The following is a 15,358-nucleotide window of genomic DNA, read 5'->3' on the forward strand; positions in this document are numbered from 1 at the left end:
CGGCGGAGGCGGCGGAGGCGGCGGAGGCGGCGGAGGCGGCGGCGGCGGAGGCGAAGGTGCCGATCGACGCCGAGTAACCACACCATGCCAAGCCGACGACCGTCCGAGCCACACCAAGCCGGACCTAGCCGCACCAATCCGGCCGAACCCACCGAACCGAGCCGATCGGATCGGTTGACCAGACAGGCTGGTTGAACCGGGCCGTCCGTGCCGGCCGAACCGATCGATCCAGCAAGCCGAACCGAGCAACCGAACCGAGCAACCGACCAACCGAACCGAGTCGAGCCGGGCCGTATCACGGCCATCTCGCCTCACCACGATTCCGCCAGAACCGGAAGACCGAGGGGGTCGCACCAGCCGCCGGTGCGGCCCCCTCCCCATGCCACGGGGAACGCGGCCATCCGGCGGGCGGGTGCCGGGCACCCTTTGTGGATCGATTGCTCCAGAAAGGTGTTACGGTGAGGACATGGCGAGAACGCGGGAGTTCGACACCGAGGCGGCGGTGAGCCGCGCGATGGAGCTGTTCTGGACGCGCGGCTACGAGGCGACCTCCCTGCGCGACCTGACCGGCCGCCTGGGCATCGGCCAGGGCTCGCTGTACGCGGCGTTCGGCGACAAGGACGGCCTCTACCGCGCGGCGCTGGAGCACTACCGCACCACCCTGGCCGCGACCGCGCTGCGCGACCTGGCCGAGGGCAAGGATGCCCGTTCGGCGATCCGCGCGATGCTGGTGGAACGGGTCCGGATCGCCGTGGGCAACGGGGGCCAGGGCTGCCTGGCGGTCAACGCCGCGTGCGAGCGCCTGCCCGAGGATCCGTCGATCCGGCGCGTCATCCGCGACATGCAGGACGCCAGCCAGCGGGCGCTGACCGACGTGCTGAGCGCCGCGGCGGAGCGAGGCGAGGTCGCGGCCCGCCACGACCCCGGCACGCTGGCCGCCTTCCTCGTCACCTTCCTCAACGGGCTGCTGGTCTCCTCGAAGATCACACCGGACGCCCGCGCCCTCGAACCCCTCGTGGAGGTCGCCCTGACCGCCCTCGACTGATCTTTCCTGTCCGCAAACTGTATCAACTGATCCAGAAAGGCCGAGAAAACTCATGATGTACGACCACGACGGCAGGCCAGTCCGCACAGGCCGGGCCGGCGTCAACGGCACGAGCCTGCACTACCGGACGGCCGGTTCAGGACCGGCCGTGGTGCTGCTGCACGGCGTGCCCAAGACCGGCTACCACTGGCGCCACCTGCTCAAGCGGCTCACGCCTCACCACACGGTCGTCGTACCCGACCTGCGCGGCCTCGGCGACTCGGCCCGCCCCGCCGGCGGCTACGACTCCGTGACGATGAGCGAGGACGTCGCCGAACTCATGGCTCACCTCGGGCACGAGAGGTACGCGGTGGCGGGCGAGGACTGGGGCGCGGTGATCGGCTACCAGCTCGCCGCCCGGCACCGCGAGCGCGTCCTGGCCCTCGTCTTCGCCGAGGCGCTGTTCCCGGGGTTCGGCTTCGAGGAGCACACCGCGCTCACCCCTGAGAACGTCGCCGGTGGCATGCACCTGTGGCATCTGGGCTTCTACTTCCAGCCCGACGTGCCCGAGATGCTGATCTCCGGGCACGAGCGCGAGCTGATCACGTACATGATCAAGAACGAGCGCACCCACCCCGACTCGGCCACTCCCGATGCCGTCGAGGAGTACGTGCGCACCTACTCCATGCCCGGCGGCATCCGCGCGATGTTGTCGATCTACCGGGCGATGCTGGTGGACGCCGAGCAGAGCCGGCAGGCGGCGCGGCGGAAGCTGGACCTCCCGGTCCTGGCGCTCGGCGGCTCGGCCTTCATCGGCGAACGCAACGAGTCTCAGCTGCGGCTCATGGCCCACGACGTCACCGGTCACGTCTTCGACGCGGGACACGACCTGGCCGAGGAGGTGCCCGACGAGATGGCCGACGTGATCCTGCCGTTCCTGGCGAGAACCGCGCCCGAGTCGACCGCCGCCGGCACCGGACCGGCCCGGAGCACCGCCTGAGTCAGACGAGAGGCTGGGGCGATCTGCGACCGTGGTCGGATGGCAACGGCGCCGGTCCCGTCTACGGTGGGAGGTGCCATGCCTGCTCCGCACCACTCCACCGCCGTCCGGCCGCCGCGTGCACCCCACGCGGCCACCCGCCTGCTGCGTGGCGCCCGTCCTGTCGCCGGCCTGCTGCGTGACACCCACCCCGCCGGGCGGCTGCTGCGTGACGCTCGGCTCGCCGTCGGGCTGGCCGTGGCCGGGGTCGTCATCCTGCCGCACCTGCCCCACGCGGCGATCGTCGTGGCGATGTGCGTCCCGCTGGTGCTGCGCCGGGCCTGCCCGTGGACGGCGCTGATCACCATGTGCGTCGCCGCGGCGCTCCACGTCGTGGTGCTGAGGGACGCGACGGTGGCGGTGGTGGCCGTGCCGGTCGTCGTGCACAGCCTGGCCCGCTGGGCGACGGTCGCGGCGGCCAAGGCAGCGCTCGCGGTCGGGCTGGCCGGAGCGGTGATCGGGCCGGCCCGGTGGCTGAGCGTCCATCTCGATGCGCCGTCCCCGGGGAGCTGGGTGACCTCGATAGCCGGTCACGGCGCCGTCGTCGTCGCCGCGTTCGTCGTCGGCCGGCGGGCCCGCGAACGCGAGGAGCTGCGCGAGCGGCAGGAGCACGAACGAGCCGAGCGGCAGCGGTCCGCGATGGCCGAGCGGGAGCGGGCGATCCGCCGCGCCGCCGTCGACGAACGCCACGAGGTGGCCCGCGAGATCCACGACCTCGTGGCACACTCGCTGGCCGTCATCGCCGTGCAGGCCGAGGGCGGCCGGGCGATGGTGGCCCGCCATCCGCACCGGTCGCAGGAGATCCTCACGGTGATCGCCGACACCTCCAGGGAGGCGCTCGACGAGCTGCGCGGGGTGGTGGCGCTGCTGCGCAGGCACGAGCCGGGGCCGGCCGCCGGCTACCGTCCCGCCGTCGGGCTCGACGACGTCGCGGACCTGGTGGCCCGCCTCGACGACCGGGCCCTGCTCCACGTCCAGGGCGACCCGGGCGCCGTGAGCCCGCTGGCTGGGCTCACGGTCTACCGGATCGTCCAGGAGAGCCTGACGAACGTGCTCCGCCACGCCGGTCCTGCCGCCCGCGCGCAGGTCGCCATCACCGTCACCGGCCGCGAGGTCACCGTGCGCGTGCGCGACGACGGCCGCGGCGGCGCCGTGGATCCGGGCGGCCGTGGCACGGGGCTGGTGGCGATGCGCGAACGGGTTCAGTTGCACGACGGCACCCTGACCGCGGGACCGCGCCGCGGCGGCGGCTTCGAGGTGCACGCGGTCCTGCCGGCGCCCCGGGCGACGGGGTCGGCGGCCGGATGACGCTCGGTCTGTTCCTCGTCGACGACCAGCGGCTCGTCCGCGCCGGGCTGCGGATGATGATCGAGTCGCAGGACGACCTGACCGTGGTGGGCGAGGCCGGTGACGGCGCGGAAGCGGTCACGAGGCTGCGCGGCGTGGCGGCCGACGTGGTGCTGATGGACGTACGCATGCCGGTCATGGACGGCCTGACCGCCACCAGGCGGCTGACCAGGCTCGGGCATCCGGCGCAGGTGCTGATCCTGACCACGTTCGACCTGGACGAGTACGTCTTCGCGGCCCTGCGCGCGGGCGCGGCCGGGTTCATGCTCAAGGACGCCCGCCAGGAGGAGCTGCTGGCGGCGGTACGCGGCGTCGCCGCCGGCGGCTCGGTCGTCGCGCCGTCCGCGACCCGGCGGCTGATCGCCCACTTCGCCGACCGGTTGCCGGGCGGGCCCGCCACCGACGACGGACGCCTCGCGCTGATCACGCCCCGGGAGGGCGAGGCGCTCGGCGCGATCGCGTCCGGGGCCACCAACGCCGAGATCGCGGCCCGGTTGCACATGGCCGAGGGCACGGTGAAGACCCACGTCGGCAACCTGCTGGCGAAACTGGGGTGCCGCGACCGGGTCGCGCTGGTGCTCTTCGCCTTCGAGACCGGCCTGGCCACACCCGACCGCCGCTGACCCCGGCCCGCGTCCCTCCGCGTCCCTCCGCGTCCCTCCGCGTCCCTCCGTGCCCCTCCGCGTCCCTCTGCGCCCCCCGTGTCCCGGCGCCACCGCCTACGACCTGCGCGCTTTCGCCCTACGACCACGGTCGCAGAGCCCGTTCCGAAGTCCAGACCGTGGACAGATTCGCTTCCGCCCGCGGCTGCCTACGTTGGGCACCCGGCAACCGAATCACCGGCGACAGACAAGGGCACTCATGACCGCACACAGCTCCGCCGTGGACCGTTCAGGGCCGCGGGAGACGACCTCGGCGGCCGCCGCACGGGACCTCACGAAGACCTACGGCACCGGCGACACCGCCGTGCCGGCGCTGCGGGGTGTCACGGCCGACTTCGGGCGGGCGACGTTCACCGCCGTCATGGGCCCGTCCGGATCAGGCAAGTCCACGTTCATGCACTGCCTGGCCGGGCTCGACCGGCCCACCGGCGGCCAGGCGTACATCGGCGGCCAGGACATCTCCGTGCTCGGCGACCGGGAGCTGACCCGGGTCCGGCGGGACCGGATCGGTTTCGTGTTCCAGTCGTTCAACCTGCTGCCGACGCTGACGGCGGAGCAGAACATCCTGCTGCCGCTGGATCTCGCGGGCCGCCGGGCGGATCCCGCCCGGCTCGCCTCCGTCGTCGGCTCGCTGGCCATCGGCGACCGTCTCGGCCACCGTCCCGCCGAGCTGTCCGGCGGGCAGCAGCAGCGGGTCGCGATCGCGCGTGCCCTGGTCACGGGGCCTGAGGTGGTCTTCGCCGACGAGCCGACCGGCGCCCTCGACTCCCACACCGCGGCGACCCTGCTGAGCTTCCTGCGCCGCTCCTGCCGTGAGCTGGGCCAGACGATCGTGATGGTGACCCACGACCCGATCGCCGCCTCCTACGCCGACCGGGCGCTGCTGCTCAGCGACGGCCTGATCGTCGACGAGCTGCGCGAGCCCACCGCGGACGCGGTCCTGGGCGCGATGCGGAGGCTGGCCGCATGATCACCGGCCGCCGGACCCGCTTTCCCATGGCCCGCAACGCGTTCGCCGAGTTGCGGTACAACCCGCGCCGCGTGGTCGCCGTCATCGTCGCGATCATGATCAGTGTCGGCTACCTCACCGCCTCGGTGACCGTGCTGGCCGGCGAGACGAAGACGTTCGAGCGCACCATCATCGCCCGGGTCTCCGAGACGGACGTCGTGGTCACCGTCCGCACCGGCGACCGGGCCGCGCAGGCCCGCCTGGCCGCGCAGGTCGGAAAGGTGGCCGGGGTCGCCTCGGCGGACCTCAGCTTCCTGTCCCGCGGCTGGGTGAGCGGCTCGTCCGACTGGGTGCAGCAGCAGTCGCTCCCGGACAACCCGAAGCTGCGCTGGACCGACCTGGCCGAGGGCCGCTGGCCGGCCGGGCCCGGCGACATCGCCCTCGGCAACGTCACCGCGCGGCAGCTCAACCTGGGCGTCGGCGACCGGATCACGATCACCGACAAGAACACGTCCGCGACGCTGACCGTCACCGGGCTCACCCATCAGGGCGACTCGCTGCTGTCGGGGCTGACGCTCAACTCCTTCGTCGCCCCTTCCTTCTACACCGCCGTGGACTCGATCCGCACGTCGGAGCAGACGGAGATCCTCGTCATCGGCGACGGCACGCTCTCCCGAAGCCAGCTCGCCGAACGGGTCCAGGCGGTGACCGGAGGCGGCGCCCGGGTGGAGACGTCCGGGGGGATGGTCCAGCGCCTCATCTCCCAGCGGACCCAGGGCGTGTACGTCTTCCAGCTGCTCCTGCTGGTGTTCGGGGCGGTCGCGCTGCTGGTCGGGAGCATCATGATCGTGAACACGTTCCTCATCCTGGTCGCGCAGCGGCGCCGGCAGATCGGGCTGCTCCGGGCGGTCGGCGGCCGGCGCGACCACATCCGGCGCGGGCTGCTCGTCGAGGCGACCGCGATCGGCGTCATCGGTTCGCTGCTCGGCGTCGGGCTCGGCGTGGCGCTCTCGGCCGTGGTCGCGGTCGTGCTGGACCAGACGGTCAGCGTCCCGGCCGGGCAGGTGGCCGCCGTCGCCGTCGTGGGGGTCGTGATCGCAGTGCTGTCGGTCCTGCTGCCGGCGCGGCGGGCGGCCATGATCGCGCCCCTGGAGGCGCTCCGTACGGTCGCCGGCGACGCGATCGGGCGCCGGGCCTCGTTCGTCCGCCGGGCGGTGCCGCCGGCCCTGGTCGTCCTCGGGCTGGCCGGGATCGGGCTGGGCTTCACCGGCACGCTGTTCGCGCTGGCGTACTTCATCGGCGGGTCGTTCGTGTGCGCCGTCGGGCTGCTAGCCGCGACCGGGTCGTACCTGCCGCCGCTGCTGCGCGGCCTGGGCTCAACGCTGCGTCGCACCGGCCCGACCGCGCGGCTGGCCACCGACAACACGTTGCGCAACCCCGGCAGGGCGGCCGCGACCGGGGCCGCCCTGATGCTCGCGGTCGGGCTGGTCGTCGCCCTCCAGGTCGGCGCGGAGAGCATGAAGGCGACGGCCGACGACAATCTCGACGCGCGTTACCCGATCGACGTCACCGTGTCGATGCTCACCGGCCCGCTGCCGGCCGGCACCGTCGGCGACGTCGCCGCGATCTCCGGGATCACCGACGCCAAGGGGGTGCGGTCGACCCGGGTCGCCATCAAGGCCGGCGGGAGCACGAAGCGTGTCCTGGCGCAGGGTCCCGACGCCGGCGCGCTGACCACCTTGTGGGCGCCGCGCCCGCCGATCACCGCCGAGGCCGTGCTCGCCGACCCCTACCTGCTCGAAGACGCCGGCATCAAGAACGGCACCCGCCTCACCGTCACCGGCCGCTCGGGATCGGTCACCCTGCCTGTGCGCGGCGACCCCCTGGCCCCCACCGGGGGTCTGGTCGTGGCACCCTCCGTGCTCGCGGCCCTCGACACCGACGCGCCGCTCGGCGCGGTCTGGGCCAAGGCCCGGCAGGGGGCCGACATCACGGCGCTGCGCTCGCAACTGCGTACCGTCGCCGAACCCCTCACCGGCGCGGAGGTCGGCGGCGGGCTGACGGCCAAGCTCGTCTACCACACGGCTCTGGACCGGCTGCTGGCCATGTCCACCATGCTGCTCGCGGTGGCGGTGCTGATCGCGCTCGTCGGCGTGGGCAACACCCTCGGCCTGTCGGTGCTCGAACGCACCCGCGAGTCGGCGCTGCTGCGCGCCCTCGGGCTGCAGCGGCGGCAACTGCGCTGGATGCTCGCCATCGAGGCGATGCTGCTCAGCCTGGCCGGCGCGGTCATCGGCATCGCCGCCGGGGCGTTCTTCGGCTGGATCGGCGCGTACGCGGTCGGGGCCGAGCTGAACATGGCGAACATCCGGTTCTCCATGTCGGTGCCGCAGACGCTCGGGATCACGGCCGTGGCCGTCGTCGCCGGCATCCTCGCCTCGGTCCTGCCCGGCCGGCGCGCGGCCCAGGCGACTCCGGTGGACGCCCTCGCCGAAACCTGACCGGCGGGGGCCCAGGCCGGGCCACCGCGAGCCGGTCCCAGCGCGGGACGGGGCCATCGCGGGACGGGGCCATCGCGGGACGGGGCCATCGCGGGACGGGGATCACCGCGGGACGGGGATCACCGCGGGACAGGGATCACCGCGGGACAGGGATCACCGCGGGACAGGGATCACCGCGGGACAGGGGTCACCGCGGGACGGTGGACTGAGCGTCTCCGCCTCCCTCGTGCAGGCGTGCCAGGCGCTCGCGTACCTCGGGGTCCGGCTCCGCGCGCAGGGCCGCCGCCGCGGCGGTCCGCGCGTCGGCCGGCAACGTGGCGTGGTCCCAGGCGGACAGCGCGCGGATGGCCATGTTCCGGTTGCGGACGACCGGGCTGGCCAGGCCCGCCGCGATCAGGGGCCAGCCGCGTCCCGGCCAGTCGGTCAGCCGCTGCAGGACCATGTCGAGGGCACGGTGGGGGCGGCGGGTGGGGCCGGCCCCAGAGTCCTGGCCCGGCCCTGAGGCGATCTCGGCCAGCGGGAGGACCTCGGACGCCAGGGTGAGGGTCTCGTCCACGTCCTGCGGTGTCGCCTGCCGCATCAGTGCGTACCAATGCGCCCCATCGTACGGATCGACGCGCAGCCGATCCCGCAGAGCGCCGGCGGTCGGGACGCCCAGCAGCTCACACGCCTGAACGGCATGCCGGAACGCGGCGTCGTCATCCGCCCCGGCCAGCGCGGCGGGCGCCAGCTCGGCCCAGATCGGACGAGCCAGGATCCCCGCGCACCGGGGCAGCAACTCGGGCCAGTGCTCGGCGACGTAGTCGCGCAAGGCATGAACATACAGAAAATGCCGCAGCTCCCCGGGTGCGGAACGGTCGTCACCGGTACGGGCCTCGATGTGACCGAGATACAACTCGGCCGCCCGCCTGCCCTCCGGATAGCCGGGCATGCCGACGACCGGCCCGACCTCATCGGTGAGCGCCGCCAGGATCTGACCCGCCGCCTCCAGCAGCTCGTCGTCCGGCGTACCGGCGAGCCTGCCCGCGAGATCACCGGCGCCGGCGGCGGTCCCGGCGAGGTAGGCGGTCGCCACGTCGTTGCGGAAACCCTGGCGGACGATCCACTCGCGCACCGCCGGATCGGACGCCTGGGCCAGGTGCTCCACGAGGTGGATCCGCCCCCACCCGTGCACCTGCCTGGCCAGCGCCCACAGGTCGGCGGTCGGGTCGTCGTCGGTGTTGCGCAGGGCGATCATCGCGAACAACGTGAACTCGTCGTGCCGCCCCAACGTCATGAGCTCGTCGCGGTGGTTCCCGGCATCGAACAGGCCCAGCAACGCGATCCCCAGCTTGACGGCCTCCCGCTCGTCCGATTCGGTGGCCAGCGCGTAGCCGAGTTCGTAGACCCCGTCATGGTCCAGGTTCGCGGAACTGACGTCGGCCAGCAGCGCGTCCACGAGGGAGACGATCCGGGCCTCCCCGATCGCCTTGCGCACGGCCGCCGGCTTGAGCGTGTCGATCGCCACGGACAGCCGCCGCAACTCCTCCTCGTCGGCCTGGCCGTTCCAGTGGTAGATCAGCACGCCGTCGCGCGCGCCCGGCGCCCACACCACCTCGGAGCCGCCGCCTTCGTCGGGCAGTTCCGCACCGCCGTCACGCAACCGCTGGTAGATGGACGGGCTGACTTTCCACCACTTACCTGCCATTCGCTCCGTTTCCTTCCTCATCGAAGTATCACCCCCCGTAACGCGAAGATCTGGACCCTACGGCCGGATGGCCCGCAGACGGAGGGACGTCCACGTGGAGCGATGCTAAAGAGCCCGGCTATGTTCCGGGTATATCCGGCGAATCGTGGACGCCCACGACCTCTGACCGATCGGAGGCGCCGGCCGCTCCGACCGGCGTCGAGAGAATGCCGGTAGGGTCGCCGCCATGCAGATCATCAACGGAGCGGGAGCGTGGACGCGGCCGATTGCCGGGGGTGCCAACGACTGGGTCGAGCAGCTCAAGGTGCCGGACCTGTCCGTCGGTACGTACTGCATTCCGGCCGGCGGGGTCGACACGCAGAGCCCGCACACCGAGGACGAGATCTATGTGGTGACCGCGGGCCGGGCCAGGATCACGACACCGGGCGGGGACGAGGAGGTCGGCCCCGGTGCGGTGATCTTCGTCCCGGCAGGTGAGGAACATCGCTTCACGGACATCACGGAGGATCTGGCGCTGCTGGTCGTGTTCGGCCCGGCTTACGGCTCGCGGGGAGCGGCTGGAGAGGGCGATCACGTACGGGATGCTTGACGTCCAGGAGGTCTCGATCGGGCGGCCGGCAGGGGGCTGTGCGGCCTCCCTCAGCCCAGCGAAGCGTTCTCCAGCAGCGCCAGCTCTTCCGCGCTCAGCGTGAGGTCCGCGGCCGCGGCCGAGTCGGTGATGGAGGGCGGACGGCTCGCGCCCGGTACCGGGATCACCACCGGGGAGCGGGCGAGCAGCCAGGCCAGGACGATCTGCTGGGGGCTGACGTCACGCTCGGCCGCGACGCGGTGGAAGGCGGTGCCGGCGGAGGCGGGGCCGGCGGAGGCGGGGCCGGCGGGGCCGTCGAGGGCGCTGCGGGAGATGCCGCCGAGGGGGCTCCAGGGCAGGAAGGCCAGGCCCGTCTCGGTGCACAGCCGCAGCTCCGGCTCGCTGTCACGGACGGCGGGTGAGTACTGGTTCTGCACGGAGACGAGTCCGTCACCGAGGATCTGCCGCGCCTGACGGATCTGGGCGGTGGTGACGTTGGAGATGCCCGCCGCGCGAATCGTCCCCGCGTCGAGCAGGTCGCGCAGCGCGCCGACGGACTCCGCCCAGGGCACGGCCGGGTCCGGCTTGTGCAACTGGTACAGGCCGATCGCGTCCACGCCCAGACGCCTGGCGGAGTCCTCGGCGGCCCGCTTGAGATGGGCGGGGGTGCCGGTGACGGTCCAGCCGCCGTCGCCGGGACGGCCGCGCCCGCCCTTGGTGGCCACCAGGACGCCGGAGGTGTCGCCGCCGTAGCGGGCGAGGGCGCGGGCGATCAGCGACTCGTTGTGTCCGGTCTCGCCGGCGTGCCAGTGGTAGCTGTCGGCGGTGTCGATGAGCGTGACGCCGGCGTCGAGTGCGGCATGGACGGTGGCGATGGCCCGCGCCTCGTCGGGGCGGTGCTCGATGGACAGCGGCATGGCGCCCAGGCCGACGGCGCTGACGGCGGTGTGGGCGATGGTGCGGTGACGCATGAAGGCTCAGTTCCTCACGGTGGGTGACGGCTCGCTGGTGAGCGTTTCCGCGACGGCCCCCGGCAGCCAGTCGGCGCTGTGGCCGAAGGAGAAGCCCAGCGCCTTCGCGCGCGCGTTGCTCATGGCGTAATGGCGGTCGAAGGAGAACGCCGAAGCCCGCTCCCCCGCGGCGACGGTCCTGAGCACGGGCTCCCGTCCGGCCCGCGCGGCGATGATCGCGACCAGGCGGTGTACGTCGAGCGGCCCGTCGGAGCAGGCGTTGACCGGACCGGTGAAGCCGGCCGTGGTGGCCCACACCAGCAGGTCCGCCAGTTCCCGGCAGTGGATGAAGACCGTGGGCAGCGCCTGCGCGTGCGCGGTGATCCCCTCGCCCGCGGCGATGCGCCCGACGTAGTACGCCAGCCTGCCGGTGAACTCCTGCGCGCCGCCGCCGAGCACATGGGCGCTGCGCACACTGGCGAACGCGAAGCCGCCGGCGCGGGCGAAGACGGCCTCCGCCTGCCGCTTGCCCTCGGCGTAGTGCGCCTCCAGGTACGCGTCGTCGTTCCAGGGCAGGTCCATGGCCACCTGCCAGGCGGCCGGGTCCACGATCTCCTCCGGCACCGGCGTGTCCTGCGGCACCGCCGGCAGCGCCGCGGTGGCGGGGTCGTAGACCTCGATCGTGGAGGTCATGACGTAGCGCCGGGTACGGCCGGCGAAGGCGCGGGCGGCGATGGCGGCCTGCACCGGCGTGTAGCAGACCTGGTCCACCACGACGTCGAAGGCGCGCGAGCCGAGCGCGGCCGTCAGGGCGGCCTCGTCGTTCCTGTCGGCGACGAGGTGCTCGACGCCGGCGGGCGGCAGCGTCGAGCCGCGGTTGATCACCGTGACCCGGTGACCCGCGGCCAGCAGGCGCTCCACCAGGATCTTTCCGAAGTATCGGCTGCCGCCGATGACGCAGATTCTTTGCACGCCTTGATCCTGAGGCCTTACCGTCATCAGCAGAAGTCCTGACTTACTGGATGCGCATTAAGGAAAACTGTTGATCGATGTGCAGCGGCTCCGCGTCCTGCGGGCGGTGGCTGAGCACGGTAGCTTCAACCGGGCGGCCACGGCTCTGCGTCTCACTCCCTCGGCCGTCTCCCAGCAGGTGGCCGCCCTGGAGCGCAGCCTCGGCGCCCAGGTCGTCGCCCGCAGCACCCGCGGCGTCACCCTCACCCAGGCCGGCCACATCATGCTCGGGGCCGCGGAAACCGTCACCGCGGAGCTCGAACACGCGCGTCAGCAGGTCACCGAGCTCAGCACCGGCCGTCCCCAGTTCACGGTCGCCACCTTCACCAGCGGCGGCAGGCTCCTGCTGCCCGCCGCTCTCGCCCGGTTCACGGCGGCCCATCCCCGCACCGTGCTCCACGTCAGGGAGGGCGAGCCCGAGCACACCCTGCCGCTCGTCCGCCAGGGCGCCGTGGACCTCGCCCTCGCCTACCACTTCGACGGCCCGCTCCCCACCTGGGCGGGCCTCGGCTCCAGCCTGGAGTGGACACCGCTCATGGAGGACCCGCTGCACGTGGTCCTGCCGCGAGGGCATCGCCTCGCCGGCCGCGCCGCGCTCGACCTCGCCGAGCTGGCGGCCGAGCCCTGGGTGCTCGGCTGCCTGAAGACCGAGGCGTACCTGCGCCGCTACGCGGAGCGGGCCGGCTTCGACCCGGACGTACGCGGCACCACCACCGACTACTTCTTCGCCCGCTCGCTCGTCGCCGCGGGCGTGGGTATCTCCCTGATCCCCTCCATCGCGCTCGCCCCGGAGCTCCCCGGGCTGAGCACCGTCCCGATCAAGCCGCCTGCACCGGCCCGGCACCTCGGCGTCGCCGCGATCGGCCGCGACGACCGGCCCCTCGTCACCGCCCTCATCCACGCCCTTCGCGAGCAGGCGCGGCGAAGTGCTCGGCGAGAATAGCCGGCCGCCCCCGTACGGAAGAACCTTGAAGCAGCCCATGGTTCTCGCTTGCCTGACTTCGAGCAGGAGATACATCGATCCGATGAACCCGATGAGGGGGTACCGATGGGGCAGCACATCAAGGGGCCGATGGTCCTGCGCATCTCCGAGGCCGAGATCGTCGAGAGTCAGCTCTCCGAGGACGATCTGAGGGCGTTGAGCGACAAGGGCACGGAAGCCGCCGGCCTCGCCAGGGTCAGGTGTCCCGTCCTGTACTGCGCCGCCATGTACGACTCCGACCTGCCGCGCTGAGGCATCCGGTGAACACCACGAGGATCCAGCCGCTGAACAGCGCTCAGGCAAGGCGGCAGGCGGAGGAGATCCTCGCCGGCGACCGCCCGTTCGGCGACTGCGACTACATCCGTCAGCGCACCCGCATGCACTACCGCCACCGCCTGCTCCTGCTCAAGGAGCACTCCAAGGGCGCGCATCTGCTGCTCTCGGCGCTGGAGGACGTTCCGGACGATCGGCAGCACCGGGTGCTGGGCGATCCGGCGGTCCGGGTCGCGACGGACACCTGGCTGAGTGCCGTGCGCGCCGGCCGTGAGCTGCCCTGGCCCGAGGAGGAGCTGGACGCCGTCCTGGAGACCGCGGCCGCTCAGGGCCCTCGCGCGAGTGTGCCGCCGCTGGCCGAGGGGGCCGCGGACCTGATGAGGCTGCACGAGGCCGCCTGGCCATGGGTGTGGTCCGAGCCGCGGGCGGAGATGGACCCGCTGGGAGAGTTCTTCCGCCGCGTCTTCTCCGCGAGCCTGCCGGGGCTCGCTCTGACGAGCCCCGGCGCCCGCGTGCGCGAGACGCTCCTGCGGGGAGCGGAGCTGCTGCACGAGCTCTGCCCCAGGCTCGCGCGCAGCGCGCTGAGCCACGTGCACCTGATCGTGGTAGCCGGCAAGCAGCCGCCGACCGATGCCGTGGCCGCCGGCGAACAGCCGTCGGCCAGCGTCGTGGCCGACGGCAAGCAGCCGTCGCCCGGATTCGCGTCGCTCACCCATCCCCGGGTCCCGGGGGTGATCTTCCTGTCGACCGCCGTGCTGGGCGACGCGTGGCAGGCCGCCGAATATCTCCTGCACGAGGCGATGCACGTCAAGTTCACCGACCTCGAACACACCCACTCCCTGCTGGGCGAGGACTACGACGCGGCGGCGTCGCCGCTGATCCGTCCGCACTGGAACAGGGCTCGGCAGGAGACGGGGGACGGCTGGCCGGTCGATCGCGCCCTCACCGTGGGCCACGTCTACACGAGCCTGGCGCTGTTCCACGCCACCGTGGCCGCGAGGCACGCGGAGCTGACCGATCGGTACGGGCCGATCGCCGGGGCGGATCCCGCCCGGCAGGCGAGACGGTCCTTCGACCGGGCCCAGTACCTTGTCGACCGCCTGGGCGTCGACCGCCTGGACCGGCACACGGAACAGCTCGGAGCCGGTGGCCGGCTCTTTCTGCGCTGGCTCCATGGCATCCATGAGGCGTTCGACCCGTCGCCCGCGCCGGAGGGCGCGTACGCGCACCTCGTACTCGACCTTTACGAGCGTGAAGCGGACACGATCCGCAAGGTGATGTCCCGGCGGGACGACGGACGCGCCGACGAGGACGCGGCCCGGCTGCGGAGCGCCGCGAGGAAGGAGATCGGCGCCTGCCTCGCCGTTCTGGCCGCGACCGCGGCGCCGGCCGGTCCGGAGCGCGAGCTTCACGACCAGGACCGGGTGCTCGCGGAGCTCGAATCGTCGGGGGCCGCGTTCCGCGACAGCGCGGAGGCGTTCCTGCGGACCAGGGAACTGGTGCTGCGGGCGCTGAGCCCGGTGTCACCCGCCGCGTTCCTCGCTCCCGTGCCCGACCGGCCGGAGCAGACGTCCGCCGAGGTGGTGCGGTCGATGGTCGAGGAATCCGGCCGCCGCCTGAACTCCCTGCTCGAAGGCTGAACACAGAAAGGCGGGGCTGCGGCGGCGGCCCCGCCGTCCGGCGACCGCGGACGTCGAGGAGCGCAGGCGATGCCAGACGAGGACGAGCAGGCACCACCGAGTGCCACCAGGTCACAGGACCCGATCGTGGAGAAGTTCCGGCCCGATCCGGCGCAGGCGCCGACGGCGGTTCTGCGCATGACCGGTTTTCTCGGGGACAGCGACAGGCCGGGTCATCGGCGGCTGTACTTCACCCGCGAACTGGACTACTACGCGGAGTTCCACGCCGGCGACGTCATCGACATGACCACGGTCGGCCGCCACGAGGAACCGTTCCGAGGCGAGGAGGCCACCCGGGTGGTCCTGCGCCGCGACGCGATGGTGGAGTTCACCAGAACCCGTACGGCGCGCGCCCTCGACGAGTTCGACCTCGACGTCCGGCTCGGCCCGCCGAGGAGCGGCAGCTGCATCCCGGGCCTGACCGACTCGCGCGAGCACGGCTGTCCCGAGCCGACGGCGGCGGGCGGCGGCGACTGCGTGACGCCGGGCACCTGCCAGCCGACCTGCGAGACCTGTCAGACCAACTGCGGAACGTGCTACGAGACCTGCGTCGGCCCCACCAATTGCGGCAGCTGCGTGACCTGCGACGCTTTCTGCGGTGAGGGCCGGTGAGCACCGTCACGTCCGGGCCGGCGGCGCGGCGTGCGGCCGCCTGGCGCGGCCTGCTCGACCCCGGCCGTCGGGCG

Annotated in this window: 14 protein-coding genes; 11 read left to right on the forward strand and 3 right to left on the reverse strand. The window is 72.8% G+C overall.

The annotated features are described in order from the left end of the window. Nucleotides 1-466: 466 nt before the first annotated feature. The 6 genes from ABFX54_RS53145 (at nucleotide 467) to ABFX54_RS53170 (ending at nucleotide 7,522) form a co-directional block, all read left to right on the forward strand. Entirely contained in the window at nucleotides 467-1,045 is a 579-nt protein-coding gene (locus ABFX54_RS53145) for a TetR/AcrR family transcriptional regulator (protein ID WP_346114962.1), read from the forward strand. Nucleotides 1,046-1,097: 52 nt separating this feature from the next. Beyond that, complete coding sequence (locus ABFX54_RS53150; RefSeq protein WP_346114963.1) at nucleotides 1,098-2,024, forward strand: alpha/beta fold hydrolase; 927 nt, start codon at nucleotides 1,098-1,100, stop codon at nucleotides 2,022-2,024. Between the two features lie 78 nt (nucleotides 2,025-2,102). Next, the gene (locus ABFX54_RS53155; RefSeq protein ID WP_346114964.1) at nucleotides 2,103-3,371 is read left to right on the forward strand and encodes a sensor histidine kinase; all 1,269 of its coding nucleotides are present in this window, start codon (nucleotides 2,103-2,105) and stop codon (nucleotides 3,369-3,371) included. After that, nucleotides 3,368-4,033, forward strand: a complete 666-nt coding sequence (locus ABFX54_RS53160; RefSeq protein ID WP_346114965.1) for a response regulator transcription factor — start codon at nucleotides 3,368-3,370, stop codon at nucleotides 4,031-4,033. The genes ABFX54_RS53155 and ABFX54_RS53160 overlap by 4 nt, the downstream gene beginning before the upstream one ends. Nucleotides 4,034-4,271: 238 nt before the next feature. Then, the gene (locus tag ABFX54_RS53165) at nucleotides 4,272-5,042 is read left to right on the forward strand and encodes an ABC transporter ATP-binding protein (protein WP_346114966.1); all 771 of its coding nucleotides are present in this window, start codon (nucleotides 4,272-4,274) and stop codon (nucleotides 5,040-5,042) included. Continuing rightward, nucleotides 5,039-7,522, forward strand: coding sequence for an ABC transporter permease (locus tag ABFX54_RS53170; RefSeq protein ID WP_346114967.1), 2,484 nt, complete (start codon nucleotides 5,039-5,041; stop codon nucleotides 7,520-7,522). The genes ABFX54_RS53165 and ABFX54_RS53170 overlap by 4 nt, the downstream gene beginning before the upstream one ends. A gap of 187 nt (nucleotides 7,523-7,709) precedes the next feature. On the opposite strand, the gene ABFX54_RS53175 is transcribed toward ABFX54_RS53170, so the two are convergent. Continuing rightward, nucleotides 7,710-9,209, reverse strand: coding sequence for a hypothetical protein (locus ABFX54_RS53175; RefSeq protein ID WP_346114968.1), 1,500 nt, complete (start codon nucleotides 9,207-9,209; stop codon nucleotides 7,710-7,712). 226 nt (nucleotides 9,210-9,435) lie between these two features. Here ABFX54_RS53175 and ABFX54_RS53180 point away from each other — a divergent pair, with 226 nt between their 5' ends. Next, complete coding sequence (locus tag ABFX54_RS53180; RefSeq protein ID WP_346114969.1) at nucleotides 9,436-9,798, forward strand: cupin domain-containing protein; 363 nt, start codon at nucleotides 9,436-9,438, stop codon at nucleotides 9,796-9,798. A 50-nt stretch (nucleotides 9,799-9,848) separates the two neighbouring features. Here ABFX54_RS53180 and ABFX54_RS53185 read toward each other — a convergent pair whose 3' ends face one another. After that, complete coding sequence (locus tag ABFX54_RS53185; RefSeq protein ID WP_346114970.1) at nucleotides 9,849-10,748, reverse strand: aldo/keto reductase; 900 nt, start codon at nucleotides 10,746-10,748, stop codon at nucleotides 9,849-9,851. 6 nt (nucleotides 10,749-10,754) lie between these two features. Then, a complete protein-coding gene (locus tag ABFX54_RS53190; protein ID WP_346114971.1) occupies nucleotides 10,755-11,699 on the reverse strand; it encodes an NAD-dependent epimerase/dehydratase family protein in 945 nt (314 codons plus the stop codon). 79 nt (nucleotides 11,700-11,778) lie between these two features. On the opposite strand from ABFX54_RS53190, the gene ABFX54_RS53195 reads away from it, so the two are divergent. The 4 genes from ABFX54_RS53195 (at nucleotide 11,779) to ABFX54_RS53210 (ending at nucleotide 15,284) form a co-directional block, all read left to right on the forward strand. Beyond that, the gene (locus ABFX54_RS53195) at nucleotides 11,779-12,681 is read left to right on the forward strand and encodes a LysR family transcriptional regulator (RefSeq protein ID WP_346114975.1); all 903 of its coding nucleotides are present in this window, start codon (nucleotides 11,779-11,781) and stop codon (nucleotides 12,679-12,681) included. 105 nt (nucleotides 12,682-12,786) lie between these two features. Beyond that, nucleotides 12,787-12,972, forward strand: a complete 186-nt coding sequence (locus ABFX54_RS53200; protein WP_346114972.1) for a hypothetical protein — start codon at nucleotides 12,787-12,789, stop codon at nucleotides 12,970-12,972. Nucleotides 12,973-12,980: 8 nt separating this feature from the next. Continuing rightward, a complete protein-coding gene (locus ABFX54_RS53205) occupies nucleotides 12,981-14,633 on the forward strand; it encodes a hypothetical protein (RefSeq protein ID WP_346114973.1) in 1,653 nt (550 codons plus the stop codon). Nucleotides 14,634-14,702: 69 nt separating this feature from the next. After that, on the forward strand, nucleotides 14,703-15,284 hold the full coding sequence (locus ABFX54_RS53210; protein WP_346114974.1) for a hypothetical protein: 582 nt from the start codon (nucleotides 14,703-14,705) through the stop codon (nucleotides 15,282-15,284). The last annotated feature ends 74 nt before the right edge of the window (nucleotides 15,285-15,358 follow it).

It is taken from the genome of Nonomuraea maheshkhaliensis, from assembly GCF_039529435.1.
GTDB classification, from domain to species: Bacteria; Actinomycetota; Actinomycetes; order Streptosporangiales; family Streptosporangiaceae; genus Nonomuraea; species Nonomuraea maheshkhaliensis.

What these genes read in the sequence shown, in the direction of transcription:
- ABFX54_RS53145 (WP_346114962.1), top strand. Translation starts at nt 467, where the DNA reads ATGGCGAGAACGCGGGAGTTCGACACCGAGGCGGCGGTGAGCCGCGCG.
- ABFX54_RS53150 (WP_346114963.1), top strand. Translation starts at nt 1,098, where the DNA reads ATGATGTACGACCACGACGGCAGGCCAGTCCGCACAGGCCGGGCCGGC.
- ABFX54_RS53155 (WP_346114964.1), top strand. Translation starts at nt 2,103, where the DNA reads ATGCCTGCTCCGCACCACTCCACCGCCGTCCGGCCGCCGCGTGCACCC.
- ABFX54_RS53160 (WP_346114965.1), top strand. Translation starts at nt 3,368, where the DNA reads ATGACGCTCGGTCTGTTCCTCGTCGACGACCAGCGGCTCGTCCGCGCC.
- ABFX54_RS53165 (WP_346114966.1), top strand. Translation starts at nt 4,272, where the DNA reads ATGACCGCACACAGCTCCGCCGTGGACCGTTCAGGGCCGCGGGAGACG.
- ABFX54_RS53170 (WP_346114967.1), top strand. Translation starts at nt 5,039, where the DNA reads ATGATCACCGGCCGCCGGACCCGCTTTCCCATGGCCCGCAACGCGTTC.
- ABFX54_RS53175 (WP_346114968.1), bottom strand. Translation starts at nt 9,209, where the DNA reads ATGGCAGGTAAGTGGTGGAAAGTCAGCCCGTCCATCTACCAGCGGTTG.
- ABFX54_RS53180 (WP_346114969.1), top strand. Translation starts at nt 9,436, where the DNA reads ATGCAGATCATCAACGGAGCGGGAGCGTGGACGCGGCCGATTGCCGGG.
- ABFX54_RS53185 (WP_346114970.1), bottom strand. Translation starts at nt 10,748, where the DNA reads ATGCGTCACCGCACCATCGCCCACACCGCCGTCAGCGCCGTCGGCCTG.
- ABFX54_RS53200 (WP_346114972.1), top strand. Translation starts at nt 12,787, where the DNA reads ATGGGGCAGCACATCAAGGGGCCGATGGTCCTGCGCATCTCCGAGGCC.
- ABFX54_RS53210 (WP_346114974.1), top strand. Translation starts at nt 14,703, where the DNA reads ATGCCAGACGAGGACGAGCAGGCACCACCGAGTGCCACCAGGTCACAG.